Below are 21,893 nucleotides of genomic sequence, written 5' to 3'. Positions count from 1 at the left end.
CAGCGCCGCTCTTTGGTCCGGCTCAGTAGCCGGTCTCGCGCAGCGACGCGCGCACCTGCTGGTGCGTGACCTGTACGTCAGCCGGCGGCTCGCGATCGAGCAGGCTCGTCACGACGATGGCCACCGACGCCACGATGAAGCCCGGGACGATTTCGTACAGCGCACTCCCGGTGTGCTTCCACAGGATCACCGTGAGCGCACCGGTAACGACGCCGGCCAGCGCACCGTTGCGGGTCATGCGCTGCCAGAACAGCGAGAACAGCACCACCGGCCCGAACGCCGCGCCGAAGCCCGCCCACGCGTAGCCGACGAGCGCGAGCACGCGGCTGTCCGGGTCCTGGGCGATCACGATCGCGACCAGCGCAATTGCGAGCACCATTGCGCGCCCCACCCACACCAGTTCGCGCTGCCCGGCGTTGCGGCGCACGAAGCCCTTGTACAGGTCTTCGGTCAGCACGCTCGAGCACACCAGCAACTGACAGGAGAGCGTGCTCATCACTGCCGCCAGGATCGCCGAAAGCAGCACGCCGGCCACCCAGGGATTGAACAACTGCTCCGTGAGCACGATGAACACGCGTTCCGGATTGGCCTGCACCGGGGCGGCCGCGGCCGGGTGCGCCGCGAAGTAGGCGATGCCGAAGAATCCCACGGCAATCGCGCCGAACAGGCACAGCACCATCCAGATCATGCCGATGCGGCGAGCCTTGGGGATCGTCGCGACGCTATCGGCCGCCATGAAGCGCGCCAGGATGTGCGGCTGACCGAAGTAGCCCAGGCCCCAGGCCAGCAACGAGACGATGCCGACGAAGCCGAGCGCGCCGCCGTTGAACCAGTCCAGCCGCGCCATGTCGGACTCGCCGATCAGCGCCAGGCTGGGCTGGAACCCGCCGCTGCTCACGAGCACGACGATTGGCGTCAGCACCAGCGCAAAGATCATCAGCGTCGCCTGCACAGTGTCGGTCCAGCTCACCGCGAGAAAGCCACCGATCAGTGTGTAGAGGATCGTCGCAGCGGCGCCCCACCAGATCGCCTCCGCATACGACAGGCCGAAGACGCTTTCGAAAAGCCGCGCGCCGGCGACCACGCCCGACGCGCAGTACACCGCGAAGAAAATGAGGATGACGAGCGCGGACAGCACGCGAAGGACCCGCCGCTCGTCCGCGAAGCGGTGCGTGAAGTAGTCCGGCAGCGTCAGCGCGTTGCGGGTGCGCTCGGTGTACACACGAAGGGGACCCGCAACGAAACGCCAGTTCGCCCAGGCACCCGCGATCAGGCCGAACGCGATCCATGACTCGGACACGCCGCTCGCGAACAACGCGCCCGGCAAGCCCATCAGCAACCAGCCGCTCATGTCCGACGCACCGGCGGAAAGCGCGGTCACGTACCCGCCGAGCGAGCGTCCGCCGAGGATGTAGTCGTCGAAGCTGTGCGTCGAACGCCAGGCCACGAATCCGATCGCCACCATGGCGATCAGGTAGATCGAAAACGTCACGAGCAATGGCGTACTGGCCGTCATCTTGCGTCCCCTCGCCCGGCCCCGGGCGGTCGCCCAAGCTTAGCGTGCCCGGCCGCCGGTGACGGACCGCGGCGCGCTCGGCATCCCGGACGGCCGGACCGGGTCAAGGATCAGGCGCCCGCGGTCACCCAAGGCCCCGGTCGCAGGGCATATGTCAAGCAAAAACAAGTGGCCAAAAATTAGCCAGATCGAAGCCAAGCCCGACAGTTACAGGCTCTACGATCGTTATCCACAGCTTCGCTCATGCGCTTGTCCACAAGCGCTGTGCATAGCCGATTCCGGCCTGGACAAAAAATCGCCAACCACCGCGAAGCCCTTGCCCCGCGGGGCCTGCAGCACCCTATCCACAGAGCGCTGCACCGGTTGTCCACACGCGCTGTGGGCAACTGTCGAGCCCGGCTCAATCCTCGTCCGGCCACCGGATTGTCGACGCCGCACTGCGGCGCGGCGGCGTGACGCCGGCGACCGCATGCCAGATCTTCAGCACGTCCACAGTGGCGGCAACGTCATGAACACGTAGCAGCCGCGCGCCACGTTGCGCCGCGATCAGGTGCGCCGCCACCGAACCGTGGATGCGATCAGCCGGCGCGTCGCGCCCGGTGAGTTCGCCAATCGTTCGCTTGCGCGACAGCCCTGCAAGCAGCGGGACGCCGAGGTCGCCGAACCGATCCAACCCTGCAAGCAATGCGAGGTTGTGATCGCGCGTCTTGCCGAAACCGAACCCGGGGTCGACGACGATCCGCGACTTCGCAATCCCGCTCATCTCGGCAGCGAAGATGCGCTCGGCAAGGAAACGGTGCACGTCCGCGACCACATCGTCGTAGTTCGGCGCGTCCTGCATCGAGCGCGGTTCGCCCTGCATGTGCATCAGCACGACCGGCACGCCGAGCGCGGCAGCGGCGTCGAGCGCGCCGCCCTCACGCAGTGCACGCACGTCGTTGATCAGGCCGGCGCCAGCTGCGACCGCCGCACGCATCACCTCGGGCTTTGACGTATCAACGCTGATCGGAAGCGACGTTTCCCGCACCAGTCGCTCGATGACCGGCAGCACGCGCTGCAGTTCCTCGTCGGCATCGACCGCAGGGGCGCCGGGGCGGGTCGATTCGCCGCCGATGTCGAGCACGTCCGCGCCTTCCTCGGCGAGCTTCAACGCATGCGCGACGGCCAGGTCGGCGGTGTCGTACCGCCCGCCATCGGAGAACGAATCAGGCGTCACGTTGACGATGCCCATCACACGCGGCTGGTCGAGCACCAGTTCGCGACCGTTGCAGTCCAGCCTGGGCGAGATATCGAACATCGCGTCGCTTCCTGTAGTGACTGAATCTTAGAGGCCGCGGCAATCATCCCGGCCGATCCCAAGCGGCTGCGATCAATGCCCCGCTTGGCGCCGCACAGCCGCGATGAAACAGTTCATTGCCGAGGCCGACGCCGACACAAAAAAGAAGGCCAGAGCGAACTCTGGCCTTCGATCCGTTTCATCGCAACCGGCGACGTCAGGCGGTCGGCTGTGGACCACCAAGCGTGAGCGTCTTCGGCTCTTCATGCGCCGGGCCGCCACGCGACCAGTCCGACGGCGGACCAGGGCGACGCCCGGCCATGATGTCGTCGATCTGCTTGGCGTCGATCGTTTCGTACTGCAGCAGGGTCTCAGCCATGATGTGCAGCTTGTCGATGTTCTCGCGCAGGATCTGCGTCGAGCGACCGTAAGCCTTGTCGAGGATAGCCCGCACCACTTCATCGATCTTGCGGGCCGTCTCGTTCGAGACGTTCTTGTGCTGCGTCACCGAACGGCCGAGGAACACCTCGTCCTCCTCTTCCGAGTAGGCGATCGGACCCATCTCGTCCGAAAGGCCCCACTTGGTGACCATGTTGCGCGCCATCTTCGTCGCACGCTCGATGTCGTTCGACGCGCCCGTGGTGACCTTGTCGTTACCGAAGATCAACTCCTCGGCAACGCGGCCGCCGTACAGCGAGCACAGCTGCGACTCGATCGCGACCTTGTTGTAGCTGTACTTGTCGCCTTCCGGCAAGTACATCGTCACGCCCAGGGCGCGGCCACGCGGGATGATCGTGACCTTGTAGACCGGGTCATGCTCGGGCACGACACGACCGACGATCGCGTGGCCCGCCTCGTGGTAAGCAGTCAGGCGCTTCTCGTCCTCGCTCATCGCCATCGAACGACGCTCGGCGCCCATCAGGATCTTGTCGCGCGCACGGTCGAAGTGATCCATGCGCACTTCCTTGCCGTTCTCGCGAGCGGCGAACAGCGCAGCCTCGTTGCAGAGGTTTGCGAGGTCCGCGCCCGAGAAGCCTGGCGTACCGCGAGCGATCGTCATCGGCACGACGTCGTCGGCAAGCGGCAGCTTGCGCATGTGCACGCGCAGGATCTGCTCGCGGCCCTTCACGTCCGGCAGGCCCACCACGACCTGGCGGTCGAAACGGCCCGGGCGCAGCAACGCAGGGTCGAGCACGTCCGGACGGTTGGTCGCGGCGATCACAATCACGCCCTCGCCACCCTCGAAGCCGTCCATTTCGACCAGCAGCTGGTTCAGCGTCTGCTCGCGCTCGTCATGACCGCCGCCGAGGCCCGCGCCACGATGGCGGCCGACCGCGTCGATTTCATCGATGAAGATGATGCATGGCGCGTGCTTCTTGGCCTGCTCGAACATGTCGCGCACGCGGCTCGCACCGACGCCGACGAACATCTCGACGAAGTCGGAACCCGAGATCGAGAAGAACGGCACCTTCGCTTCGCCGGCGATCGCACGGGCGAGCAGCGTCTTGCCGGTACCCGGAGGACCGACCATCAGCACGCCGCGGGGAATCTTGCCGCCGAGCTTCTGGAACTTGGTGGGGTCGCGCAGGAATTCGACGAGTTCGCCGACCTCCTCCTTCGCCTCGTCACAGCCGGCAACATCGGCGAGCGTGACCTTGACCTGGTCCTCGCCCTGCATCTTTGCGCGGGACTTGCCGAAGCTCATCGCGCCCTTGCTGCCGCCCTGCTGCATCTGGCGCATGAAGTAGATCCAGATACCGATGAACAGCAGCCACGGGGCCACGTTGATCAGGATGTAGACCAGCGACGGCCCATTGGCCGGCGGGGTCTGCTGGATTGCAACGTCGTGCTCGAGCAGCTCGTTCACGAGATCCTTGTCGCCGGGGCTGAAGGTCGTGAACTTGCTGCCGTCCTTGCGCTCGCCGGTGATCGTCGTGCGGTCGTCGGCAATCGTGACCTTTTCGACGCGGTCACTCTGCACCTGCTGGACGAACTGGTCGTACGCAAGCGTCTCGTTGCTGGCGGTTCGCGGCCCGAAAGCCTGGAACACCACCATCAGCACGACGGCGACGACCACCCAAAGCAACAGATTCTTGGCCAAATCGTTCACTTAACCCTGCCTGTTCGCCCGAAGGCATAAACCATCTTTTCGCGACCGGCCCAGGGCCGGCATGTCTCTATCGAACCACCGCCCGCTTGCCCTGCGCCAGTGCATAGACTTCAGGCGAGCGCTTGCGGGATGCCGCGGGCTTACGGATCGACACCTTGGCGTAGCGGCGGCGCAACTCGCGCACGTACTCGTCGAAACCCACGCCCTGGAACAACTTGATCAGGAACGCGCCATCGACCCGCAGGTGGCGGTCGGCGAAATCCATCGCCAGTTCCGCCAGATGCATCGCGCGCGGCAGGTCCACCGCATCTACACCGCTCATATTGGGGGCCATGTCCGACAGCACAAGGTCCACCGCCTTGCCGTCCAACGTCGCCTCCAACCGCGATAGGACCGCATCGTCCCTGAAATCCCCATGAAGGAACTCCACGCCCGCGAGTGAAGGCATGTCGAGGATGTCGAGTGCGACCACGCGGCCACTTTCGCCGAGGGCCTGCCGCACCCACTGTGACCAGCCTCCCGGAGCGGCGCCCAGATCGACGACGACCATGCCCGGCTTGAGAAGCCGGTCACGCTCCACGAGCTCCTCGAGCTTATAGGCCGCACGCGACCTGAGCCCTTCGGCCTTCGCCTTCTTCACGTACGGGTCGGAGAAATGCTCCTGCAACCAGCGGTGGCTGCTCTTGCTGCGCGTGGCCATCGGTATGAAAACCGGACTCGGGGGAGCGACGGGAACCCATGATACCCTTCCGCCCCCTGCCAGACCCTGATCACGTGCCCCGATGCCGACCGTCCTGACCTCCGCCCAGACCCGGTTCCTGCGCGGCCAGGCACATGACCTGAAGGCGATGTTGCAGATCGGCGGAAAGGGTCTGACCGACTCCGTCGTCGCCGAAGTCGACCTGGCGCTCGAGCATCACGAGCTCATCAAGGTCAAGGTTGCAGCCGACGACCGCGAAGCACGCGACGCGATGATCGCCGACCTCGGCGAGCGCACCGGGTCAGCCGTGGTGCAGCGCATCGGCCACACGGCCGTGCTCTACCGTCAGAGCCGCGAGAAGCGGCAGATCGTGTTGCCGCGAGGCTGACGGTGCAGCTCACGCTCGAGCCAGCCGACCACGAGTTCGTGCTGAAAGGCGCGGACGGCAGTTCGGCCCGCATCAACGAGCAGCACCTGACGACAAGCTTTGTGATCTCTCCGGGCGCACTGGTCACCGAATGGCCGGTCACCGATGCGGCCGCGATCGGGCCGGACGAGCTCCAGCCCCTGCTGTCACTCAATCCGGAAGTGGTGCTGCTCGGCAGTGGGGCACGACAGGTGTTCCCGCCGGCTGCCACGATGGCTGCCTGCCTGGGGCGTGGGATCGGCATCGAAGTGATGACGAACGGCGCGGCTGCACGCACCTTCAGCGTCCTCGCGGGTGAAGGGCGCCGCGTGGTTGCCGGCTTCATCCTGCAGCCACCAGCACCCTGAGTCCGGCGCTTTATCCGACTCCGCACGGGGTGGACGACCCGCTTCAGTCCGCGGCGCTCGCCTAGCGCGGCGGCAGGTACTGCAGCGGATCGACCGGCTTGCCGTTGTAGCGGATCTCGAAGTGGAGCATGTCGCGCGATGCGCCGCTGCGCCCCATCTCGGCGATCTGGTCGCCGGCCTTCACGAGCTGGCCCTCGTTGACCAGGCGCTTGCGGTTGTGGCCGTAGGCCGAAAGCCAGGCCTCGCTGTGCTTGATGATCACGAGTTCGCCGTAGCCGACCAGGCCCGAGCCCGAGTACACGACGGTGCCGTCGCCGGCCGCACGCACGGCCGAGCCACCGGCGCCCGCGATGTCGATGCCCTGCCGGGTCGGGTCTCCGGCGGCGAATCGGTTCAGCAACGTCCCTTCCGCTGGCCAGCGCCAGGCAATGCCGCTCTGCAGCGGCGGCGCCGACGGCGCTGGCGCCGGTGTCGCGCTAGCGACGGCCCGCGGTGCGCTGGCGGCCTTGGTTGCGGCCGGGCGCGCCCCGGAGCTACTGCGCGCGGGCGTCCCGCTCGTGGCTCGCGCGGTAGCGGAGCCGGGTCCTGCGCTCGGCGTCGCACCGGGCGGGTACAGGCGCAGACGCTGTCCCGGATAGATCGTGTAGGGCGGTTTGATGCCGTTCCAGGCCGCGAGGTCGCCCACCGTGAGGCCATTGCGCGACGCCACGCGGAAAAGCGTGTCGCCGCGCTGGACCACGTCCATCTGGCCCGGGCGCCCGACCGCTGGCGCGGAACCGCCCGACGAGGGGCCGGTTTCGCGGACCACGGTGCTGGAACATGCCGAAAGCGCCACGCAAGCGGCGAGTGCGAACCAAGGAGCGGTGATCCTGCTCATGCGCCCTGCTGTGCCCTCCAGACCAACCAGCCGATCCCGAGCGCCAGCACGGCGAGCGCCGCCCAGCCCACGGGCTCGATGAAACGCCGCAGCGTCGCTTCGGCACGCGTGCCACCGAGCCGCACCGCGATCGCGATCAGGTAGAGCCGCTTGCCGCGACCGACCAGCATGCTGGCAAGGAACGGCAGCATCGGCACGCCCACCACGCCGGACGCCCAGGTGAAGATCTTCAGCGGAATCGGCGTGAAACCGGCGAGCACCAGCAACCAGAACGCCTTCCACGGCGAGTTCTTCGCGATCTCGGCCAGGTACGCCACCTGGGCCTCGATCTTGTCGATCCAGCCCAGCGCTTCGAGCAGCGGACGCACCAGCTCGAACGCGAAATGCCCCAGCAGGTAACCGACGATCGCGCCGGCGAGCGACCCGATCAGGCTCAGCGTTGCAAGCCAGAACGCTCGCTGCGGCTGCGCCAGCGCCATCGGCGCGAGCATCACCTCCGGCGGAACCGGAAAGACCACCGCCTCCGCGAAGCTGAGCCCGGTCAGCAGCGCCGGAGCATGGCGGTGGCGCGCCCAGATGAGGGTGCGTTCGTACAGCGGTCCGAAAAGCTTCAAAAGGCGATCCCTGGGAGAACTCAGTCAATGGTGCCGGGCAGCAGCGGCACAAACACGACGGGGGCGAGCGTCTGCCGCACAACCTGCCCATCGGCATCTTTATGCAGCCGCAGCAGTTCCTGCGACGCCGCCGAACCGACCGGGGCGATCAGCATGCCGCCGGGCGCCAATTGGTCGACCAGGGCATCGACGATCGCGGCGGCGCCGGCCGTGACCATGATCGCGTCGAACGGGGCGTTCTCGGCCCATCCGGCGTGGCCGTCGTCGTGCTTGCTGCGGATATTGAGGCCCAGCTGCCTGAAGCGCTTGCGCGCAGCGCGAAGCAGCTCGCCAATCCGCTCGACCGTATGCACCTCGAGGCCCAGCGCACCGAGCACCGCGGCCTGATAGCCCGAACCCGTACCGATCTCGAGCACCTTCGAAGGTGCGCTCTCCAGCAGCGCTTCGGTCATCTTGGCGACGACCCAGGGCTGCGAAATCGTCTGTCCATGGCCGATCGGCAGCGCCGTGTCCTCGTAGGCACGCGTTGCCAGCGCTTCGTCGACGAACAGGTGCCGGGGCACGGTGCCGATCGCGCGCAGCACACGCTCGTCGACGATGCCACTCGCGCGAAGACGCTCGACCAGCCGGTCGCGAACGCGTTGCGAGGTGAGCCCCGAGCCCATGGCTTCCGAATCCAGCCGCATCCGCAGGCTCATGCAGGACGCTCCTTCGACAGGCGCAGCGCGTCCGCGAGGCCGTCGACCCAGCTGGCGACCTGCTCGAGCGCCTGATAGCGCGTGAGGTCGACCTGGATCGGCGTGATCGAAATGAAACCGCGGCGGATCGCATCGAAATCGGTGCCGGGGCCGGCGTCCTGCTCGGCGCCGGCCGGGCCGATCCACCACCACTGGCGCCCGCGGGGATCGTGCTGGGACACGCAGGTTTCAGCGCGGTGACGGTTGCCGAGGCGGGTGACCTCGAAGCCCTCGATCGCGTCCCACGGCAGGTCGGGCACGTTGACGTTGAGGATGGTATCGGCCGGCAGCGGGTCCGTATGCAGCCGCGCGATGATCTCGACCGCGGCGCGCGCGGCCGTTTCGTAGTGGCGGCCAATGCCATCCGAGGTGGCGAGTGATGTGGCGACCGCGGGGAGCCCGAGGAAACGGCCCTCGGTTGCAGCCGCGACCGTGCCCGAATAGATGACGTCGTCGCCGAGGTTGGCGACGTTGTTGATGCCGGAGACGACGATGTGCGGCTCCGACTCCAACAGGCCCGTCAGTGCGATATGCACACAGTCGGTCGGCGTGCCGAACACGCGCCAGGTCGTGTCGTCCTGCTGCACGACGCGCACCGGCATGTCGAGCGTCAGCGAATTGCTGGCACCGGAACGGTCGCGGTCGGGCGCGACCAGAAGCACCTCGTGGCCCGCGGCGCGCAGTGTCTGCGCGAGCGTGCGGATGCCGGGGGCGTCGACGCCGTCGTCATTGCTGACCAGAACTCGCATGGGCTCCGTGGAACGAACGCGGCGCGTGCGGGCAATGGCAGCGCGATACCGCAGGCCGGCCATGATATCCGATGGCGACGCGCGGTCCGCTCACCGGGTAGTGCCGCGCCGCCGTCATTGGCGCGTTTCGCGACCGCGGTTAGGCTTGGGACATGGCCGCGCATCACACGCCCGACGACGACGACGCGGACCTGTTCCGGAACGCGATCGGGCCGGTTCGCAAGTTGCCCGAGGCGCCCCCACCGCCGACGCCGCCAAAGCCACGCCCGCGCGCACGCATGGCCGAGCTGGATGAGGCCGACGCGCGGCACAGTTTCAAGTTCGCACTGGACGAGAGCCTGCTGGAGGCCGCCGACGCGCTGAGCTATCGCAGCGAGGCATTGCCGGTACCCGTATTCGCCCGGCTCAAACGCGGCGAAATCGCGGTGCAGGAGGAGCTCGACCTGCACGGTGCAGACGTCCGCACGGCCGAGCAGCTGCTGCGTGCGTTCCTCAACGACGCACGCCAGCATGGCGTCGGCTGCGTGGGTGTGATCCACGGCAAAGGTCTGCATGGCGCGGCCGTCGAAGGGCGACCGGTCGATAGCCGCGGCGCTCCCGTAATCAAAAACCTGGTCGACAGGATGCTGCGCCAGCGTGCGGATGTGCTCGCGTTCCATTCGGCGCCTCCGACTCGCGGTGGCACGGGCGCCGTGATCGTGTTGCTTGCGCCGTCGAAGCGGCGCTGACGGTCGAGCCTTGGACACGCGTTGCGCATCCCTAGGCAGTGCAGGGATTGCGTGGCGGTGCCGCGATGCAAAGACGTCTTCAATCCGGCGACGAATATTTCGTCCGTTCCGATGGTTTCGCACGTTGGCCGCGGCACCGCCGTGCTCGGCGATCGCGTCGTTCGCGAGTGCCTGCGCGCGCACGATGCAGGGATGAGGCGATGCGGTGCCAAGGGCAGCCCGAGCTGCACGCGCTTTGCCTCTGGCGAGGTGGACGGGCGAGATACCTTGGGGCGACATCGCGCGTCGAACATCAGACGCCAGGCGCGGACGACAACGTGGCTACGTGCAAGGGGAATGCAGGCGCCGCTGTAGACACCGAAACGCGACTGCCGCCCGCTCAAGCACCCGCGCTAGAGCGAACCTCGCCCAGCTCGGCCAGCACGGTCGTCGCGTATGTCCCCGGCGGCAACGTAAAGCCGAGTTCGAGCACGCCCGCTTCGAGCCAGCGCCACTGCAACCCACCGGGCCGCAGCCGCAGCGCGCGGCGCTCCTGCCGCAGTCCGGCGCGCTCGAGGCCGCTCCGCAGCTGGCGCGCATCATCGGTCTCGAGCGCGCTGTGCTCGACTTCCGCCGCCGCGTCACGGGTGCGCAGCTCGCCTTCGCCCCAGAGCGGACCGGTCGGATGGATGTCGAAGTCCGCGAGCCGCTGCGTGAGCGCATCGTCGAACACCTGCGGCCCGAACACGCTGCGGCTACCGTCGAGCATCCAGACCTCGCCGTCGAGACCGCGATCCCAGCAATCGGCTTGGACTCGCGCTGCCAGCACACGGTTGAACAGCTCCGAGCGCGCGGCCGATAGCAGCATGCTGCGCTGCTCACGGCGGACGCGGCGGCCGGCGAACATTGCAAGCGCCGCAGCGACGTTGCCGCCTTCGCGACCGAACCGCTGCTCGCCAAAGTAGTTAGGCACGCCGCGCCCGGTGATCCGCTGCAGCCGCGCTTCGATCGTAGCCGGGTCGCCTTCGACGTCGCGCAGGACGAGTACGAAGCGGTTCCCGGCGAGCGCGCCCTTCGGCAGTTTCTTCGCGTGCCAGGAATGCTCGAGCACGTGCATCCGCTCGCCCGACGGATCGTCCAGCTGCAGGGCATCGAGGTCCGGAGCAATACGGCGCGGCAGGTGCACGCTGAAGCGCTGCCGGGTCAGTGCATGGCGGTCCTTGAGCCCGGCAAAACCGATCGCGACCTCACCAACTCCGGCCCACTGCGCGATCCGCCGTGCGGCGTGCATGGTGTTCATGCCGCGCTTTTCGATCGTCAACAGCAGGTGCTCGCCACTGCCGGTCGGCTCGAACCCGGCCAGTTCTTCGACGAAGAAGTCCTCCGGCGCCTCGCGCAGCCGCGCCTGCAGTACGGCGTCGCCCAGTGCGCGCGGCAACGGGGTCGCTGACCCGCTCACTCGCGCACCAGCAGGCACACCGCGGTCGCCGCGATGCCTTCGCCCCGCCCTGTGAATCCGAGCTTCTCGCTCGTGGTCGCCTTGATGCTGATCGCATCCATGTCGACCTCCAGATCCTCGGCCAGCACGCGGCGCATCGCATCCGCGTGCGGACCGACCTTCGGCCGCTCGCAGACGATGGTCACGTCGGCGTTGCCAAGGCGCCAGCCGCGCCTGCGCAGCAGACCCTCGCAGTGACGCAGGAACGCGCGCGAATCTGCGTCGCGCCACTGCGGATCGCTAGGCGGGAAATGCATACCGATATCGCCGAGCGCGAGCGCGCCGAGCATCGCATCGCACAGTGCGTGGATGACCACGTCGCCGTCGGAGTGCGCAACAACGCCGCGCTCATGCGGCACGCGGATGCCGCCAAGCATCACGTGGTCGCCGTCGCCGAACGCGTGCACGTCGTAGCCCTGACCGATGCGGATATTCATGGTGCTAGCTGTCCTTTGGGCACCGTCGCTGCGCCGGCTGCGTCGGCCCTGCGCGAGAGCAGGAACTCGACCAGCGCCAGATCGGCCGGCGTCGTGACCTTGATATTGTCTTCGCGGCCCTCGACGAGCCGCACATTGCCGCCGACGCGCTCGATCGCCATCGCCTCGTCCGTCACCGCGACACCGGCGGCCGCGGCGGACTCCAGCGCACGGGCGAGTACATCGCGGCGGAACAGCTGGGGCGTCAAAGCCCGCCAGAGTTGCTCGCGTGGCTCGGTCCGATCGATCGCGCCATCCGAGCCGGCTCGCTTGAGGGTGTCACGCACCGGCGCGGCGAGAATCGCGCCGTCCCCGCTTGCGAGCGCGGTTGCGAGCAAGCGGTCGAGATCGCCCGTCGCCAGGTTCGGCCGGGCCGCGTCATGGACCAGCACCCACGCGTCGCCGGCAACCTCACGAGGCAGGCCCTGCAGGCCAGCGAGCACCGAATCGGCACGCTCGTCGCCCCCGATGCACGCATGCACCGGCTTGCCTGCGCGCTGCGTCCAGCCGGGCCAGTGCGGATCATCCGCGGCAATCACCACGATCGCGCCCTGTACGGCGGGGTGCGAGAGGACGGCGTCGAGGGCATGCGCGATCAGCGGCGCGCCCGCAACCTGCAGATACTGTTTCGGCAACTCGCCGCCGAACCGGCGGCCGCGACCAGCGGCCGGAATGACCGCCCAGACACCGGAACTCATGGCACTTCGTCGACGGCCTGCGCAGGGACTTCGGGCGCGACGGGCTGGCTCGGCGCCACTGCGCTGTCGCTTTCGACGACGCGATAGAACACCTCGCCCGGCCGGATCATCCCCAACTCGCTGCGAGCCCGTTCCTCTACCGCCGCCTCGCCGGACTTCAGGTCCTCGACTTCAGCCGCGAGCGCATCATTTCGCTCGCGCAGACCCGAATTTTCACGGGTCTGCGCCTGCACCTGCTGCTCGAGCGCCGCTACCGAGGCGTTGCCGCCCGCGCCGAGCCACAGGCGGTACTGCAGCAACGCGAGCAGCCCTGCGAGCGCAACGATCAGCGCACCCAGCCAGCGGGCGCCCGACGTCCGGACCATTTGTCGATCAGCGCTTGAGCGAAACGAACGCGTCGCGACCGGCGTAACGCGCGGCCGAACCCAGCTGCTCTTCGATGCGCAGCAGCTGGTTGTACTTGGCAACACGATCGCTGCGGCACAGCGAGCCGGTCTTGATCTGCGTGGCCGTGGTCGCGACCGCGATGTCGGCGATCGTCGTGTCCTCGGTCTCGCCCGAACGGTGCGACACGACGGCCGCGTAGTTCGCGCTGTGCGCCATGGCGATCGCTTCCAGCGTCTCGGTCAGCGTGCCGATCTGGTTGACCTTGATCAGGATCGCGTTCGCGACCTGCTGGTCGATGCCTTCACGGAAGATCTTCGGGTTGGTCACGAACAGGTCGTCACCGACCAGCTGCACCTTGGTGCCGATGCGCTGGGTCAGCAGCTTCCAGCCTTCCCAGTCGTGCTCGCCCATGCCGTCTTCGATCGTGATGATCGGGTACTGCTGCGCCCAGTTCGCGAGGAAATCGACGAACTGCTCGCTGGTCAGGCGCTTGCCTTCGCCGGTGAGGTGGTACTTGCCGTTGTCGAAGAATTCGCTCGAGGCCACGTCGAGGCCGAGCAGGATGTCCTCGCCTGCCTTGTAGCCGACCTTGCCGATCGCTTCGAGGATGGTTTCCAGCGCTTCTTCATTGCTGCGCAGGTCCGGCGCGAAGCCGCCTTCGTCACCGACGGCGGTGCTCAGGCCACGGCCCTTGAGCACGGACTTGAGCGCATGGAACACCTCGGTGCCCGCGCGCAGGCTCTCGGCGAAGCTGTCGAAACCGACCGGCAGCACCATGAATTCCTGCAGGTCGACGTTGTTATCCGCATGCGCGCCGCCGTTGATGATGTTCATCATCGGCACCGGCAGCACGGCCTCGCGCCCATTCGCCAGGTGCTGCCACAGCGGCATCTTCTTCGACGCGGCGACCGCGTGCGCGTTCGCCATCGAAACGCCGAGCAGCGCGTTCGCGCCGAGGCGGCCCTTGTTGTCGGTGCCGTCGAGGTCGATCAGGCGGCGGTCGAGGCCGGCCTGGTCATTGGCATCAAAGCCGTCGAGTGCCTTCGCAATCGCGCCGTTGACGTTCTCGACCGCCTGCTTCACGCCCTTGCCGAGGTAGCGCGTCTTGTCACCGTCGCGCAGTTCCACGGCCTCCTTGGTGCCGGTCGAAGCGCCCGAGGGCACCATCGCGCGGCCGAAGCTGCCGTCGCTGAGCGTGACTTCGGCTTCGAGGGTGGGGTTTCCGCGGCTGTCGAGGATCTCGCGGGCGTGGACTTTGGCGATCGTGGTCATCGGGGTGTTGACGCTCCGTATCAGGAAAAGTGGTTGGCAAAAAAATCGACGATCACGATCGTCGATCAGGCTTGTGATTCGATGAAGCCGTTGCGCTTGGTGACCTGGTCGATCGCCATCAGCGTTTCGAGCAGCGCACGCATCTTCGGCAGCGGCCACGCATTCGGACCGTCCGACAGCGCCTCTTCGGGCCTCGGGTGCGTTTCCATGAAGATGCCGCTGATGCCCACCGCCATCGCGGCGCGCGACAGCACCGGCACGAATTCGCGCTGGCCGCCGCTCTTGCCGCCGGCGCCGCCGGGCAGCTGCACCGAGTGCGTCGCGTCGAACACGACCGGGCAACCGCTCTCGCGCATGACGCTCAGCGAGCGCATGTCGGACACGAGGTTGTTGTAGCCGAAGCTCGCGCCGCGCTCGCACAGCATGATGTCACGGTTACCGGTCGCGAGCGCCTTCTCGGCGACGTGCTTCATCTCCCAGGGCGAGAGGAACTGCCCCTTCTTGATGTTCACGGGCTTGCCGGCCTTCGCGACGTTCTGGATGAAGTCGGTCTGGCGGCACAGGAACGCCGGCGTCTGCAGCACGTCGACGACCGAGGTGACCTCGTCCAGCGGCGTGTATTCGTGCACGTCGGTCAGCACCGGCACGCCGAGCTGGCGCTTCACTTCAGACAGGACCTTCAGGCCCTCTTCCATGCCCGGCCCACGGAAGCCGGACACCGAGGTGCGGTTCGCCTTGTCGAAGCTGGACTTGAAGATGAAGGGAATGCCGAGCTCGGAGGTGATCTCCTTGAGCTGGCCGGCGGTGTCGAGCTGCAGCTGCATCGACTCGATCACGCACGGGCCCGCGATCAGGAAGAACGGTCGGTCGAGGCCGATTTCAAAACCACAGAGGTTCATGGCAGGTTCCAGCTAGAAATTCGCCCGGCAGGCGAAGCGGTAGAACGCGAGGTCACGCGGGATGCGGCCTCGCGGTGCGAAACGCCGGTTGTGCCGTGGCGTCATGCAGACGCCATTTCACGCGGCTCCTGGCTGCGCAGGCGCTGAGCCTTGTGCGCGCGCGCGGCGCGGATGAAGCCGATGAACAACGGGTGGCCGTCGCGCGGCGTGGACAGGAACTCCGGGTGCGCCTGACACGCCAGGAACCACGGGTGCTCATTGCGCGGCAGCTCGACCATCTCGACGAGCAGGTCGTCCATCGACTTCGCGCTGATCACCAGGCCCGCATCCTCGAGCTGGGTGCGGTAGCGGTTGTTGAACTCGTAGCGGTGCCGATGACGCTCGCTGACTACATCCGCGCCGTAGACGTCGCGCGCGAGCGTGCCGGGCTTGATGCGCTGCTCCTGCAGGCCCAGGCGCATCGTGCCGCCGAGGTCGGAGTCCGCGCTGCGGCGCTGGATCTCGCCGGCGGCGGTGCGCCATTCGGTAATCAGGCCGATCACCGGATGCGGCGAGTGCTTGTCGTTCTCGGTGCTGTTCGCGCCCTCAAGGCCGGCCTTGTGGCGCGCCATGTCGACCACCGCCGCCTGCATGCCGTAACAGATGCCGAAGTACGGCACGTCGTGCTCGCGCGCGTAGGCCGAGGTCATGACCTTGCCTTCGAAGCCCCGGTCGCCGAAGCCGCCCGGCACCAGGATGCCGTCGACGTCCTCGAGCAGCTTCGCGCCCTCGCGCTCGATGTCCGTCGACTCGAGCCACTTGAGCTTCACGCGGGTGCGCTGGCGCAGGCCGCCGTGTTTGAGCGCCTCGGCCACGGATTTGTACGCGTCCTGGTGGTCGATGTACTTGCCGACCACGCCGATCACGACCTCGTCTTCGGGGTGCTCGCTCGCGTCGACGACGGCGTCCCACTCGGTCAGGTCGGCCGGCCCCGCCTGCAGGCGCAGCCGCTCGATGATCAGCTCGTCGAGGCCCGCCTCATGGAAGCGACGCGGCATCTTGTAGATGTTGTCGAGGTCGACCGCCGAGATCACGGCGCGCTCGGAGACGTTCGTGAACAGCGCGATCTTGCGGCGTTCGGAATCGGGAAGCGGCTGCTCCGAACGGCACAGCAGGATGTCGGGCTGGATGCCGATCGAGCGCATCTCCTTGACCGAGTGCTGAGTCGGCTTGGTCTTGAGCTCACCGGCGGCGGCGATCCACGGCACCAGCGTGAGGTGCATGAACAGCGCCTTTTCCTGCCCGCGCTCGCTGCGGATCTGGCGGATCGCCTCGAGGAACGGCAGCGACTCGATATCGCCGACCGTACCGCCGATCTCGACCAGCCCGACATCGAACCCGTCAGTGGCTTCGGTGATGCTGCGCTTGATCTCGTCGGTGATGTGCGGGATGACCTGCACCGTGCCGCCGAGGTAGTCGCCGCGGCGCTCCTTGCGGATCACGTTGTCGTAGATCCGGCCCGTGGTGATCGAGTTCTTCCGGCTCAGGCGGGTGCGCAGGTAGCGCTCGTAATGGCCGAGGTCGAGGTCGGTCTCGGCACCGTCGTCGGTGACGTAGACCTCGCCGTGCTGGAACGGGCTCATCGTGCCCGGGTCGACGTTGATGTACGGGTCGAGCTTCATCATCGTCACCCGCAGGCCGCGGGCCTCGAGCACGGCGGCCAGCGAGGCGGCGGCGATGCCCTTGCCAAGCGAGGACACCACGCCGCCGGTGACAAAAATCAGGGGAGTCATGGAGTTGCTGCCGCTGGAAAGCGGTAGTTTAGCGGTTGGGGCCGCCAACCGCGACGACTTGACGCGTGCGTCGTGGCTGCGGGCTTCGGGAAACGCTGGCCAGCGGCGCGCCGTTCAGGCACGGCGGCCGCGCCGGTCTCGTCTGGCGCGACCGCCTCGGGCCAAGCTCGCGCCATGACACGCATCCGCGCTCGCCAGCTTGACCGCCCTGCTCCCCGTCGCCATTCTCGCGCGACCACAGCCGCCCCCCAGGCGACGAAAAGCAGCTCAATGAACAATCGCTACAACGCCGCCGACATCGAAGTCCTGTCGGGGCTGGACCCGGTCAAGCGCCGCCCGGGCATGTACACGGACACGAGCCGTCCGAACCACCTCGCGCAGGAAGTCATCGACAACGCGGTCGACGAGGCGCTTGCCGGACACGCGAAGTCGATCGAGGTCACGCTGCATACCGATGGCAGCTGCTCGGTCATCGACGACGGCCGCGGCATGCCGGTCGATATCCACCCGGAAGAGAAGATCCCCGGCGTCGAGCTGATCCTCACGCGGCTGCACGCCGGTGGCAAGTTCAGCAACAAGAACTACACGTTCTCCGGCGGCCTGCACGGCGTCGGCGTGAGCGTGGTCAATGCGCTTTCGACCCTCGTCGACGTGCGCATCAAACGCGACGGCAACGAATACCGGATGACGTTCAAGGACGGCTTCCGCGCGTCCAAGCTCGAAATCATCGGCACGGTCGGCAAGAAGAACACCGGCACGCGCGTGCACTTCTGGCCCGACCCGCAGTACTTCGACACCCCGAAGTTCAACATCCGCGCGCTACGGCACCTGCTGCGTGCGAAAGCGGTGCTGTGTCCGGGCCTGACCGTGCGCTTGCTCGACGAGGCGACAGGTGAGAAAAACGAGTGGTACTTCGAGGATGGCCTGCGCGACTACCTGCGAGGCGAACTGGCCGACCGCGAGCTGCTGCCGCCGCAGTTGTTCGTTGGCAAGCTGACCAAGGACACCGAGACTGCCGACTGGGCCGTGGCGTGGGTGCCGGAAGGCGAGCTGGTGCAGGAAAGTTACGTCAACCTGATCCCGACCGCGCAGCACGGCACGCACGTCAACGGCCTGCGCACCGGCTTCACCGATGCGCTGCGCGAGTTCTGCGATTTCCGCAATCTGCTGCCGCGCGGCGTGAAGCTCGCGCCCGAGGACGTCTGGGACCGCGTCGCGTTCGTGCTCAGCATCAAGATGTCCGACCCGCAGTTTTCGGGCCAGACCAAGGAACGCCTGAGTTCGCGCCAGGCGGCGGGCTTTGTCGAGGGCGCGGCGCACGATGCGTTCTCGCTGTGGCTGAACCAGCACGTCGAGCTCGGCGAGAAAATCGCGCAACTCGCGATCGAGCGCGCCTCGGCACGACTGAAGACCGAAAAGCAGATCACCCGCAAGAAGATCACCCAGGGCCCTGCCCTGCCCGGCAAGCTGGCCGATTGCAGCAGCCAGGATCTTTCCCGGACCGAGCTGTTCCTCGTCGAGGGCGATTCGGCCGGCGGCAGCGCCAAGCAGGCGCGTGACAAGGACTTCCAGGCGATCCTGCCGCTGCGCGGCAAGATCCTGAACACCTGGGAAGTCGCGTCCGGCAGCGTGCTCGCCTCACAGGAAGTGCACGACCTGGCGGTCGCAATCGGTTGCGACCCGGGCAAGGACGACATCAGCGGGCTGCGTTACGGCAAGGTCATCATCCTCGCCGACGCCGACTCCGACGGCCTGCACATCGCGACCCTGCTGACCGCGCTGTTCCTCAAGCATTTCCCGGCGCTGGTCGCGGCCGGGCACGTGTTCGTCGCGATGCCGCCGCTGTTCCGCATCGATTACGGTAAGCAGGTGTTCTATGCGCTGGACGAAGAGGAAAAGCGCATCCAGCTCGAAAAGATCGAGCGCGAGAAGAACTCGAAGAAAAAAGGCTCCGGCGGCGCCATCAACGTGACCCGCTTCAAGGGCCTGGGCGAGATGAACCCGGGCCAGCTGCGCGAGTCGACGATCCACCCTGACACGCGCCGGCTCGTGCAACTGACGGTCGACGATCAGGAAGGCACGCGGTCGCTGATGGACATGCTGCTGGCCAAGAAGCGTGCGTCCGATCGCAAGGCCTGGCTCGAAACCAAGGGCGACCTCGCGACGCTCGAGGTCTGAGGTACTGGCGCACCCGGGCTTTGTGACCGGTGCGCCTCATCTTTTTTTGTAACTTGGAGCGCCGCGGACGAGGCCGTCTCGGGGCTGCGTCGTGCGCCGGTTGGTACTGCGCCGCACCCCGACCATCGAACCGAGCCGGCCCGCGGCGCAGCACCAGCATCAATCAGTGGCCCGCCAGCGCGGCCTGCAGCAGCGGGGCGAGCACCCGCTGCGCATTCGCGGCCTTGTCCTGGTCGTATTCGAATGTCGCTTCGTCCATGTAGACGCGCTGGCTGATTTCGAGCTGCACCGCATCGATGCCGCGCGCCGGCTCGCCGTAATGCCGGGTGATGTAGCCGCCCTTGAAGCGCCCGTTCACCACCCAGTCGTAGGTCTGCTGGGCCGAGAGCACGCCCTCGAGTGCCGACTGCAACTGCTGCGAGCAGCTCGCGCCACCGGCAGTACCGAGGTTGAGGTCGGGCAGCCGGCCTTCGAACAGGAACGGCAGCTCGTCGCCCTTGATCGAATGACCCTCCAAGAGCACGACCCGCCCGTGCATCGCATGCAGGCGGTCGAGCTCGCTGCGCAGCGCCTCGTGGTACGGCCGCCAGTAGCGGTCGACGCGCTGGGCCACCTCGTCCTCCGAAGGCGCCTGGCCGTCGCGGTAGACCGGCTGGCCACAGAACTGCACGGTCGGGCACAAGCCGGTGGTGTTCTGGCCCGGATAGAGCGAAGTGTCGTCGGGCGGGCGATTCAGATCGACGACGTAGCGCGAATAGCGCGGCACGAGCATCGAGGCGCCGAGCTCGCGTGCGAACGCGTACAGACGCGAGACGTGCCAATCAGTATCGGGCGCGACGCAGGCGGATTCGACCATTCGCGCTGCGATTTCAGGCGGAATCACGTGGCCGTCGTGCGGCAGGCTCACGAGCAGAGGGGCCGTGCCCCGATAAAGAGTGAAAGTGTCTGTCATCTCGGCAGCCTGTACGGAAACGCCGGCATGCTGACATCGGCGGACGGGTGAAGTGAATCGTCGTGCCCGGCCGCCCAATGATGCTTCCATACGCGACCGGCGCGAGCGCACGCTCGGTTCAGCGCATCAGCACGACTTCCTCGGCGCTGGTCGGATGGATCGCGATCGTGTCCCGCAGGTCGTCGAGCGTGACGCCTTTGCGGATCGCGACGGCAAAGCCCTGCAGGATCTCGTCGGCACCTTCGCCGAGCAGGTGCAACCCGACCACGCGGCGCTCGGGGCCGGCGCAGACGAGCTTGAACAGGCTGCGCAGCGGTACGTCGGCGAGTGCGTGGATCATCGGACGAAAACCCGCCCGGGCCACGTGCACCGCGTCTCCGTAGACCTGCCTCGCCTGCGCTTCGGTCAACCCGACCGTGCCCAGCGGCGGGTGCGCGAACACCACGGTCGGCACCATGCCCAGGTCGAGCTCGTTGTCGGTCCGACCGCCGAACACGCGGTCCATCAGCCTTCGTGCGGCGGCGATCGCGACCGGCGTCAGGGCGGTGTCGGCCGTTACATCGCCGACCGCGTAGATGCCCGGAACGGCGGTGCAATGCCGCGGGTCGACCTTGATGCGCCCTCGGGCGTCGGGCACGAGGCCCGCCGATTCGAGCCCGAGGTCGGCGGTATTCGGTCGCCGGCCGGTTGCGAACAGCACCCGGTCGAATACGGCCCGGTCGAGCGCCGGCGTGGTGACGGCGCGGATGCCGTGCGTGGCCTGTTCGAGCGCATCCAGCCGCGTGTCGAAGTGGAGCCGGACTCCGGCGTGCCGGTAGTCCTCGGCGAGCTGGTCGGTGAGCTCGGCTTCGAAGTGCTCGAGCATCCTCGGCCCGCGAATGAGCAGATCGACCTGGCTGCCGAGCAGTTGCAGCACCCCGGCCAGCTCGACCCCGATATAGCCACCGCCCACGACCGCGACGCGCTCGGGTGCCGCGGTCCAGCGGAAGAAGTCGTCCGAGGTTTCGCCGAGCTCCGCACCCGGCAGCGGTGGGGTGAACGGCTGGCCGCCGGTCGCGATCAGGATGTGTGGCGCTGAAAGCTGCACGCCGTCGGTGCACTCGACGCGGTCCGGGCCCGCGAACCGCGCCCGCATCGGCAGCAGGCTGATCCCGGTCGCCTCGAGGCGACGACGGTAGCTGGCATGGATGCCCTCGATGTAGCGCTGCCGGTGGGCGATGAACGTAGGCCAGTCCAGCGCCACGGACGCTGACTCGAAGCCCAGCGCGCCCGCGTTACGCAGACGCGATGCGAGGTCAGCCGCATGCCACATCGCCTTCTTCGGTACGCAGCCCATGTTGACGCAGGTGCCGCCCAGCGCGGAGGGCTCGAGCAGCGCCACGCGCGCACCGTGCTCGGCAGCGCGGAATGCGCCGGCAAGGCCGCCGGAGCCGCCGCCGATCACGATCAGGTCGAAATCGTGCGCCATGGAATCCTCCTGTCTGCATCGGGCCCGGGCCGTCCGGCGGCGGCCGTGGGTGCCAACGGGCCGTGGCCGCAAGGCCGGGGCGCGAGCCTGCATCAATGTGCGTGGACGTAGCGGCACGAGCTAGGAAACGGCCGACCCACGCCGCAAGAAGCGTCGCAGGCAGGCGGAGCTGGGGCGCGCCGTCCGTCATCCTCGTACTGCAGTGCTCAAATCAAGGCAGCGTCTGCATCGCA

General features: G+C 67.4%; 21 protein-coding genes. 4 read left to right on the top strand and 17 right to left on the bottom strand.

The genetic code is table 11. The features are described 5' to 3' along the window. Positions 1-22: 22 nt before the first annotated feature. The 4 genes from putP to rlmE form a co-directional block, all read right to left on the bottom strand. Entirely contained in the window at positions 23-1,516 is a 1,494-nt protein-coding gene (putP, locus tag ACFFGH_RS05995) for a sodium/proline symporter PutP (RefSeq protein WP_386665844.1), read from the bottom strand. 400 nt (positions 1,517-1,916) lie between these two features. Further along, positions 1,917-2,813, bottom strand: a complete 897-nt coding sequence (gene folP / locus ACFFGH_RS05990; RefSeq protein ID WP_386665841.1) for a dihydropteroate synthase — start codon at positions 2,811-2,813, stop codon at positions 1,917-1,919. A gap of 196 nt (positions 2,814-3,009) precedes the next feature. Next, entirely contained in the window at positions 3,010-4,902 is a 1,893-nt protein-coding gene (gene ftsH / locus ACFFGH_RS05985; protein ID WP_386665839.1) for an ATP-dependent zinc metalloprotease FtsH, read from the bottom strand. A gap of 67 nt (positions 4,903-4,969) precedes the next feature. After that, positions 4,970-5,602 carry a 23S rRNA (uridine(2552)-2'-O)-methyltransferase RlmE gene (gene rlmE, locus ACFFGH_RS05980; RefSeq protein ID WP_386665836.1) on the bottom strand — a complete coding sequence of 211 codons (633 nt, stop codon included), beginning with the start codon at positions 5,600-5,602 and terminating at the stop codon, positions 4,970-4,972. A gap of 82 nt (positions 5,603-5,684) precedes the next feature. Here rlmE and yhbY point away from each other — a divergent pair, with 82 nt between their 5' ends. Then, positions 5,685-5,990, top strand: a complete 306-nt coding sequence (gene yhbY / locus ACFFGH_RS05975; RefSeq protein WP_386665833.1) for a ribosome assembly RNA-binding protein YhbY — start codon at positions 5,685-5,687, stop codon at positions 5,988-5,990. A 2-nt stretch (positions 5,991-5,992) separates the two neighbouring features. Next, positions 5,993-6,376 (top strand): Mth938-like domain-containing protein, encoded by a 384-nt coding sequence (locus ACFFGH_RS05970; protein WP_386665831.1) that lies wholly within the window; start codon positions 5,993-5,995, stop codon positions 6,374-6,376. 61 nt (positions 6,377-6,437) lie between these two features. On the opposite strand, the gene ACFFGH_RS05965 is transcribed toward ACFFGH_RS05970, so the two are convergent. From ACFFGH_RS05965 to surE, 4 genes are read right to left on the bottom strand one after another with little or no spacing between them, the layout of a single operon-like run. Then, positions 6,438-7,253 (bottom strand): peptidoglycan DD-metalloendopeptidase family protein, encoded by an 816-nt coding sequence (locus ACFFGH_RS05965; protein ID WP_386665828.1) that lies wholly within the window; start codon positions 7,251-7,253, stop codon positions 6,438-6,440. Beyond that, positions 7,250-7,867 (bottom strand): YqaA family protein, encoded by a 618-nt coding sequence (locus ACFFGH_RS05960; RefSeq protein WP_386665825.1) that lies wholly within the window; start codon positions 7,865-7,867, stop codon positions 7,250-7,252. The genes ACFFGH_RS05965 and ACFFGH_RS05960 overlap by 4 nt, the downstream gene beginning before the upstream one ends. A gap of 20 nt (positions 7,868-7,887) precedes the next feature. Then, positions 7,888-8,565: a protein-L-isoaspartate(D-aspartate) O-methyltransferase gene (locus tag ACFFGH_RS05955; protein ID WP_386665822.1), complete on the bottom strand. Its 678-nt coding sequence runs from the start codon at positions 8,563-8,565 to the stop codon at positions 7,888-7,890. Continuing rightward, positions 8,562-9,353 carry a 5'/3'-nucleotidase SurE gene (gene surE / locus ACFFGH_RS05950; RefSeq protein WP_386665820.1) on the bottom strand — a complete coding sequence of 264 codons (792 nt, stop codon included), beginning with the start codon at positions 9,351-9,353 and terminating at the stop codon, positions 8,562-8,564. The genes ACFFGH_RS05955 and surE overlap by 4 nt, the downstream gene beginning before the upstream one ends. Positions 9,354-9,505: 152 nt before the next feature. Here surE and ACFFGH_RS05945 point away from each other — a divergent pair, with 152 nt between their 5' ends. After that, complete coding sequence (locus ACFFGH_RS05945; RefSeq protein ID WP_386665817.1) at positions 9,506-10,081, top strand: Smr/MutS family protein; 576 nt, start codon at positions 9,506-9,508, stop codon at positions 10,079-10,081. A gap of 379 nt (positions 10,082-10,460) precedes the next feature. Here the strand turns inward: ACFFGH_RS05945 and truD are convergent, their stop codons facing one another. The 7 genes from truD to pyrG all read right to left on the bottom strand — a co-directional run bounded on the left by truD (position 10,461) and on the right by pyrG (position 17,062). After that, complete coding sequence (truD, locus tag ACFFGH_RS05940; protein WP_386665815.1) at positions 10,461-11,519, bottom strand: tRNA pseudouridine(13) synthase TruD; 1,059 nt, start codon at positions 11,517-11,519, stop codon at positions 10,461-10,463. Next, complete coding sequence (ispF, locus tag ACFFGH_RS05935; RefSeq protein ID WP_386665812.1) at positions 11,516-11,995, bottom strand: 2-C-methyl-D-erythritol 2,4-cyclodiphosphate synthase; 480 nt, start codon at positions 11,993-11,995, stop codon at positions 11,516-11,518. The genes truD and ispF overlap by 4 nt, the downstream gene beginning before the upstream one ends. Next, positions 11,992-12,732: a 2-C-methyl-D-erythritol 4-phosphate cytidylyltransferase gene (gene ispD, locus ACFFGH_RS05930; protein WP_386665809.1), complete on the bottom strand. Its 741-nt coding sequence runs from the start codon at positions 12,730-12,732 to the stop codon at positions 11,992-11,994. The genes ispF and ispD overlap by 4 nt, the downstream gene beginning before the upstream one ends. Beyond that, positions 12,729-13,097 (bottom strand): cell division protein FtsB, encoded by a 369-nt coding sequence (gene ftsB, locus ACFFGH_RS05925; RefSeq protein ID WP_386665807.1) that lies wholly within the window; start codon positions 13,095-13,097, stop codon positions 12,729-12,731. The genes ispD and ftsB overlap by 4 nt, the downstream gene beginning before the upstream one ends. 7 nt (positions 13,098-13,104) lie before the next feature. Beyond that, complete coding sequence (eno, locus tag ACFFGH_RS05920; RefSeq protein WP_386665804.1) at positions 13,105-14,391, bottom strand: phosphopyruvate hydratase; 1,287 nt, start codon at positions 14,389-14,391, stop codon at positions 13,105-13,107. A 65-nt stretch (positions 14,392-14,456) separates the two neighbouring features. Next, positions 14,457-15,290, bottom strand: a complete 834-nt coding sequence (gene kdsA, locus ACFFGH_RS05915; protein ID WP_386665800.1) for a 3-deoxy-8-phosphooctulonate synthase — start codon at positions 15,288-15,290, stop codon at positions 14,457-14,459. 101 nt (positions 15,291-15,391) lie between these two features. Then, positions 15,392-17,062, bottom strand: a complete 1,671-nt coding sequence (gene pyrG, locus ACFFGH_RS05910) for a CTP synthase (RefSeq protein WP_386665797.1) — start codon at positions 17,060-17,062, stop codon at positions 15,392-15,394. 270 nt (positions 17,063-17,332) lie between these two features. On the opposite strand from pyrG, the gene parE reads away from it, so the two are divergent. After that, a complete protein-coding gene (parE, locus tag ACFFGH_RS05905; protein ID WP_386665794.1) occupies positions 17,333-19,240 on the top strand; it encodes a DNA topoisomerase IV subunit B in 1,908 nt (635 codons plus the stop codon). Positions 19,241-19,403: 163 nt separating this feature from the next. On the opposite strand, the gene hutG is transcribed toward parE, so the two are convergent. Beyond that, positions 19,404-20,192, bottom strand: coding sequence for an N-formylglutamate deformylase (gene hutG / locus ACFFGH_RS05900; protein ID WP_386665792.1), 789 nt, complete (start codon positions 20,190-20,192; stop codon positions 19,404-19,406). A gap of 118 nt (positions 20,193-20,310) precedes the next feature. Next, the gene (gorA, locus tag ACFFGH_RS05895) at positions 20,311-21,660 is read right to left on the bottom strand and encodes a glutathione-disulfide reductase (RefSeq protein ID WP_386665789.1); all 1,350 of its coding nucleotides are present in this window, start codon (positions 21,658-21,660) and stop codon (positions 20,311-20,313) included. Positions 21,661-21,893 lie beyond the last annotated feature (233 nt).

Source organism: Lysobacter korlensis (genome assembly GCF_042434515.1).
This window is presented reverse-complemented; position numbering and strand designations above follow the sequence as displayed.

Bases quoted from the DNA above. Each gene is read 5' to 3' on its own strand.
- putP (WP_386665844.1), bottom strand. From the start codon at position 1,516: ATGACGGCCAGTACGCCATTGCTCGTGACGTTTTCGATCTACCTGATC.
- folP (WP_386665841.1), bottom strand. From the start codon at position 2,813: ATGTTCGATATCTCGCCCAGGCTGGACTGCAACGGTCGCGAACTGGTG.
- rlmE (WP_386665836.1), bottom strand. From the start codon at position 5,602: ATGGCCACGCGCAGCAAGAGCAGCCACCGCTGGTTGCAGGAGCATTTC.
- yhbY (WP_386665833.1), top strand. From the start codon at position 5,685: ATGCCGACCGTCCTGACCTCCGCCCAGACCCGGTTCCTGCGCGGCCAG.
- ACFFGH_RS05965 (WP_386665828.1), bottom strand. From the start codon at position 7,253: ATGAGCAGGATCACCGCTCCTTGGTTCGCACTCGCCGCTTGCGTGGCG.
- ACFFGH_RS05955 (WP_386665822.1), bottom strand. From the start codon at position 8,565: ATGAGCCTGCGGATGCGGCTGGATTCGGAAGCCATGGGCTCGGGGCTC.
- surE (WP_386665820.1), bottom strand. From the start codon at position 9,353: ATGCGAGTTCTGGTCAGCAATGACGACGGCGTCGACGCCCCCGGCATC.
- ACFFGH_RS05945 (WP_386665817.1), top strand. From the start codon at position 9,506: ATGGCCGCGCATCACACGCCCGACGACGACGACGCGGACCTGTTCCGG.
- ispF (WP_386665812.1), bottom strand. From the start codon at position 11,995: ATGAATATCCGCATCGGTCAGGGCTACGACGTGCACGCGTTCGGCGAC.
- ispD (WP_386665809.1), bottom strand. From the start codon at position 12,732: ATGAGTTCCGGTGTCTGGGCGGTCATTCCGGCCGCTGGTCGCGGCCGC.
- ftsB (WP_386665807.1), bottom strand. From the start codon at position 13,097: ATGGTCCGGACGTCGGGCGCCCGCTGGCTGGGTGCGCTGATCGTTGCG.
- eno (WP_386665804.1), bottom strand. From the start codon at position 14,391: ATGACCACGATCGCCAAAGTCCACGCCCGCGAGATCCTCGACAGCCGC.
- kdsA (WP_386665800.1), bottom strand. From the start codon at position 15,290: ATGAACCTCTGTGGTTTTGAAATCGGCCTCGACCGACCGTTCTTCCTG.
- pyrG (WP_386665797.1), bottom strand. From the start codon at position 17,062: ATGACTCCCCTGATTTTTGTCACCGGCGGCGTGGTGTCCTCGCTTGGC.
- parE (WP_386665794.1), top strand. From the start codon at position 17,333: ATGAACAATCGCTACAACGCCGCCGACATCGAAGTCCTGTCGGGGCTG.
- hutG (WP_386665792.1), bottom strand. From the start codon at position 20,192: ATGACAGACACTTTCACTCTTTATCGGGGCACGGCCCCTCTGCTCGTG.
- gorA (WP_386665789.1), bottom strand. From the start codon at position 21,660: ATGGCGCACGATTTCGACCTGATCGTGATCGGCGGCGGCTCCGGCGGC.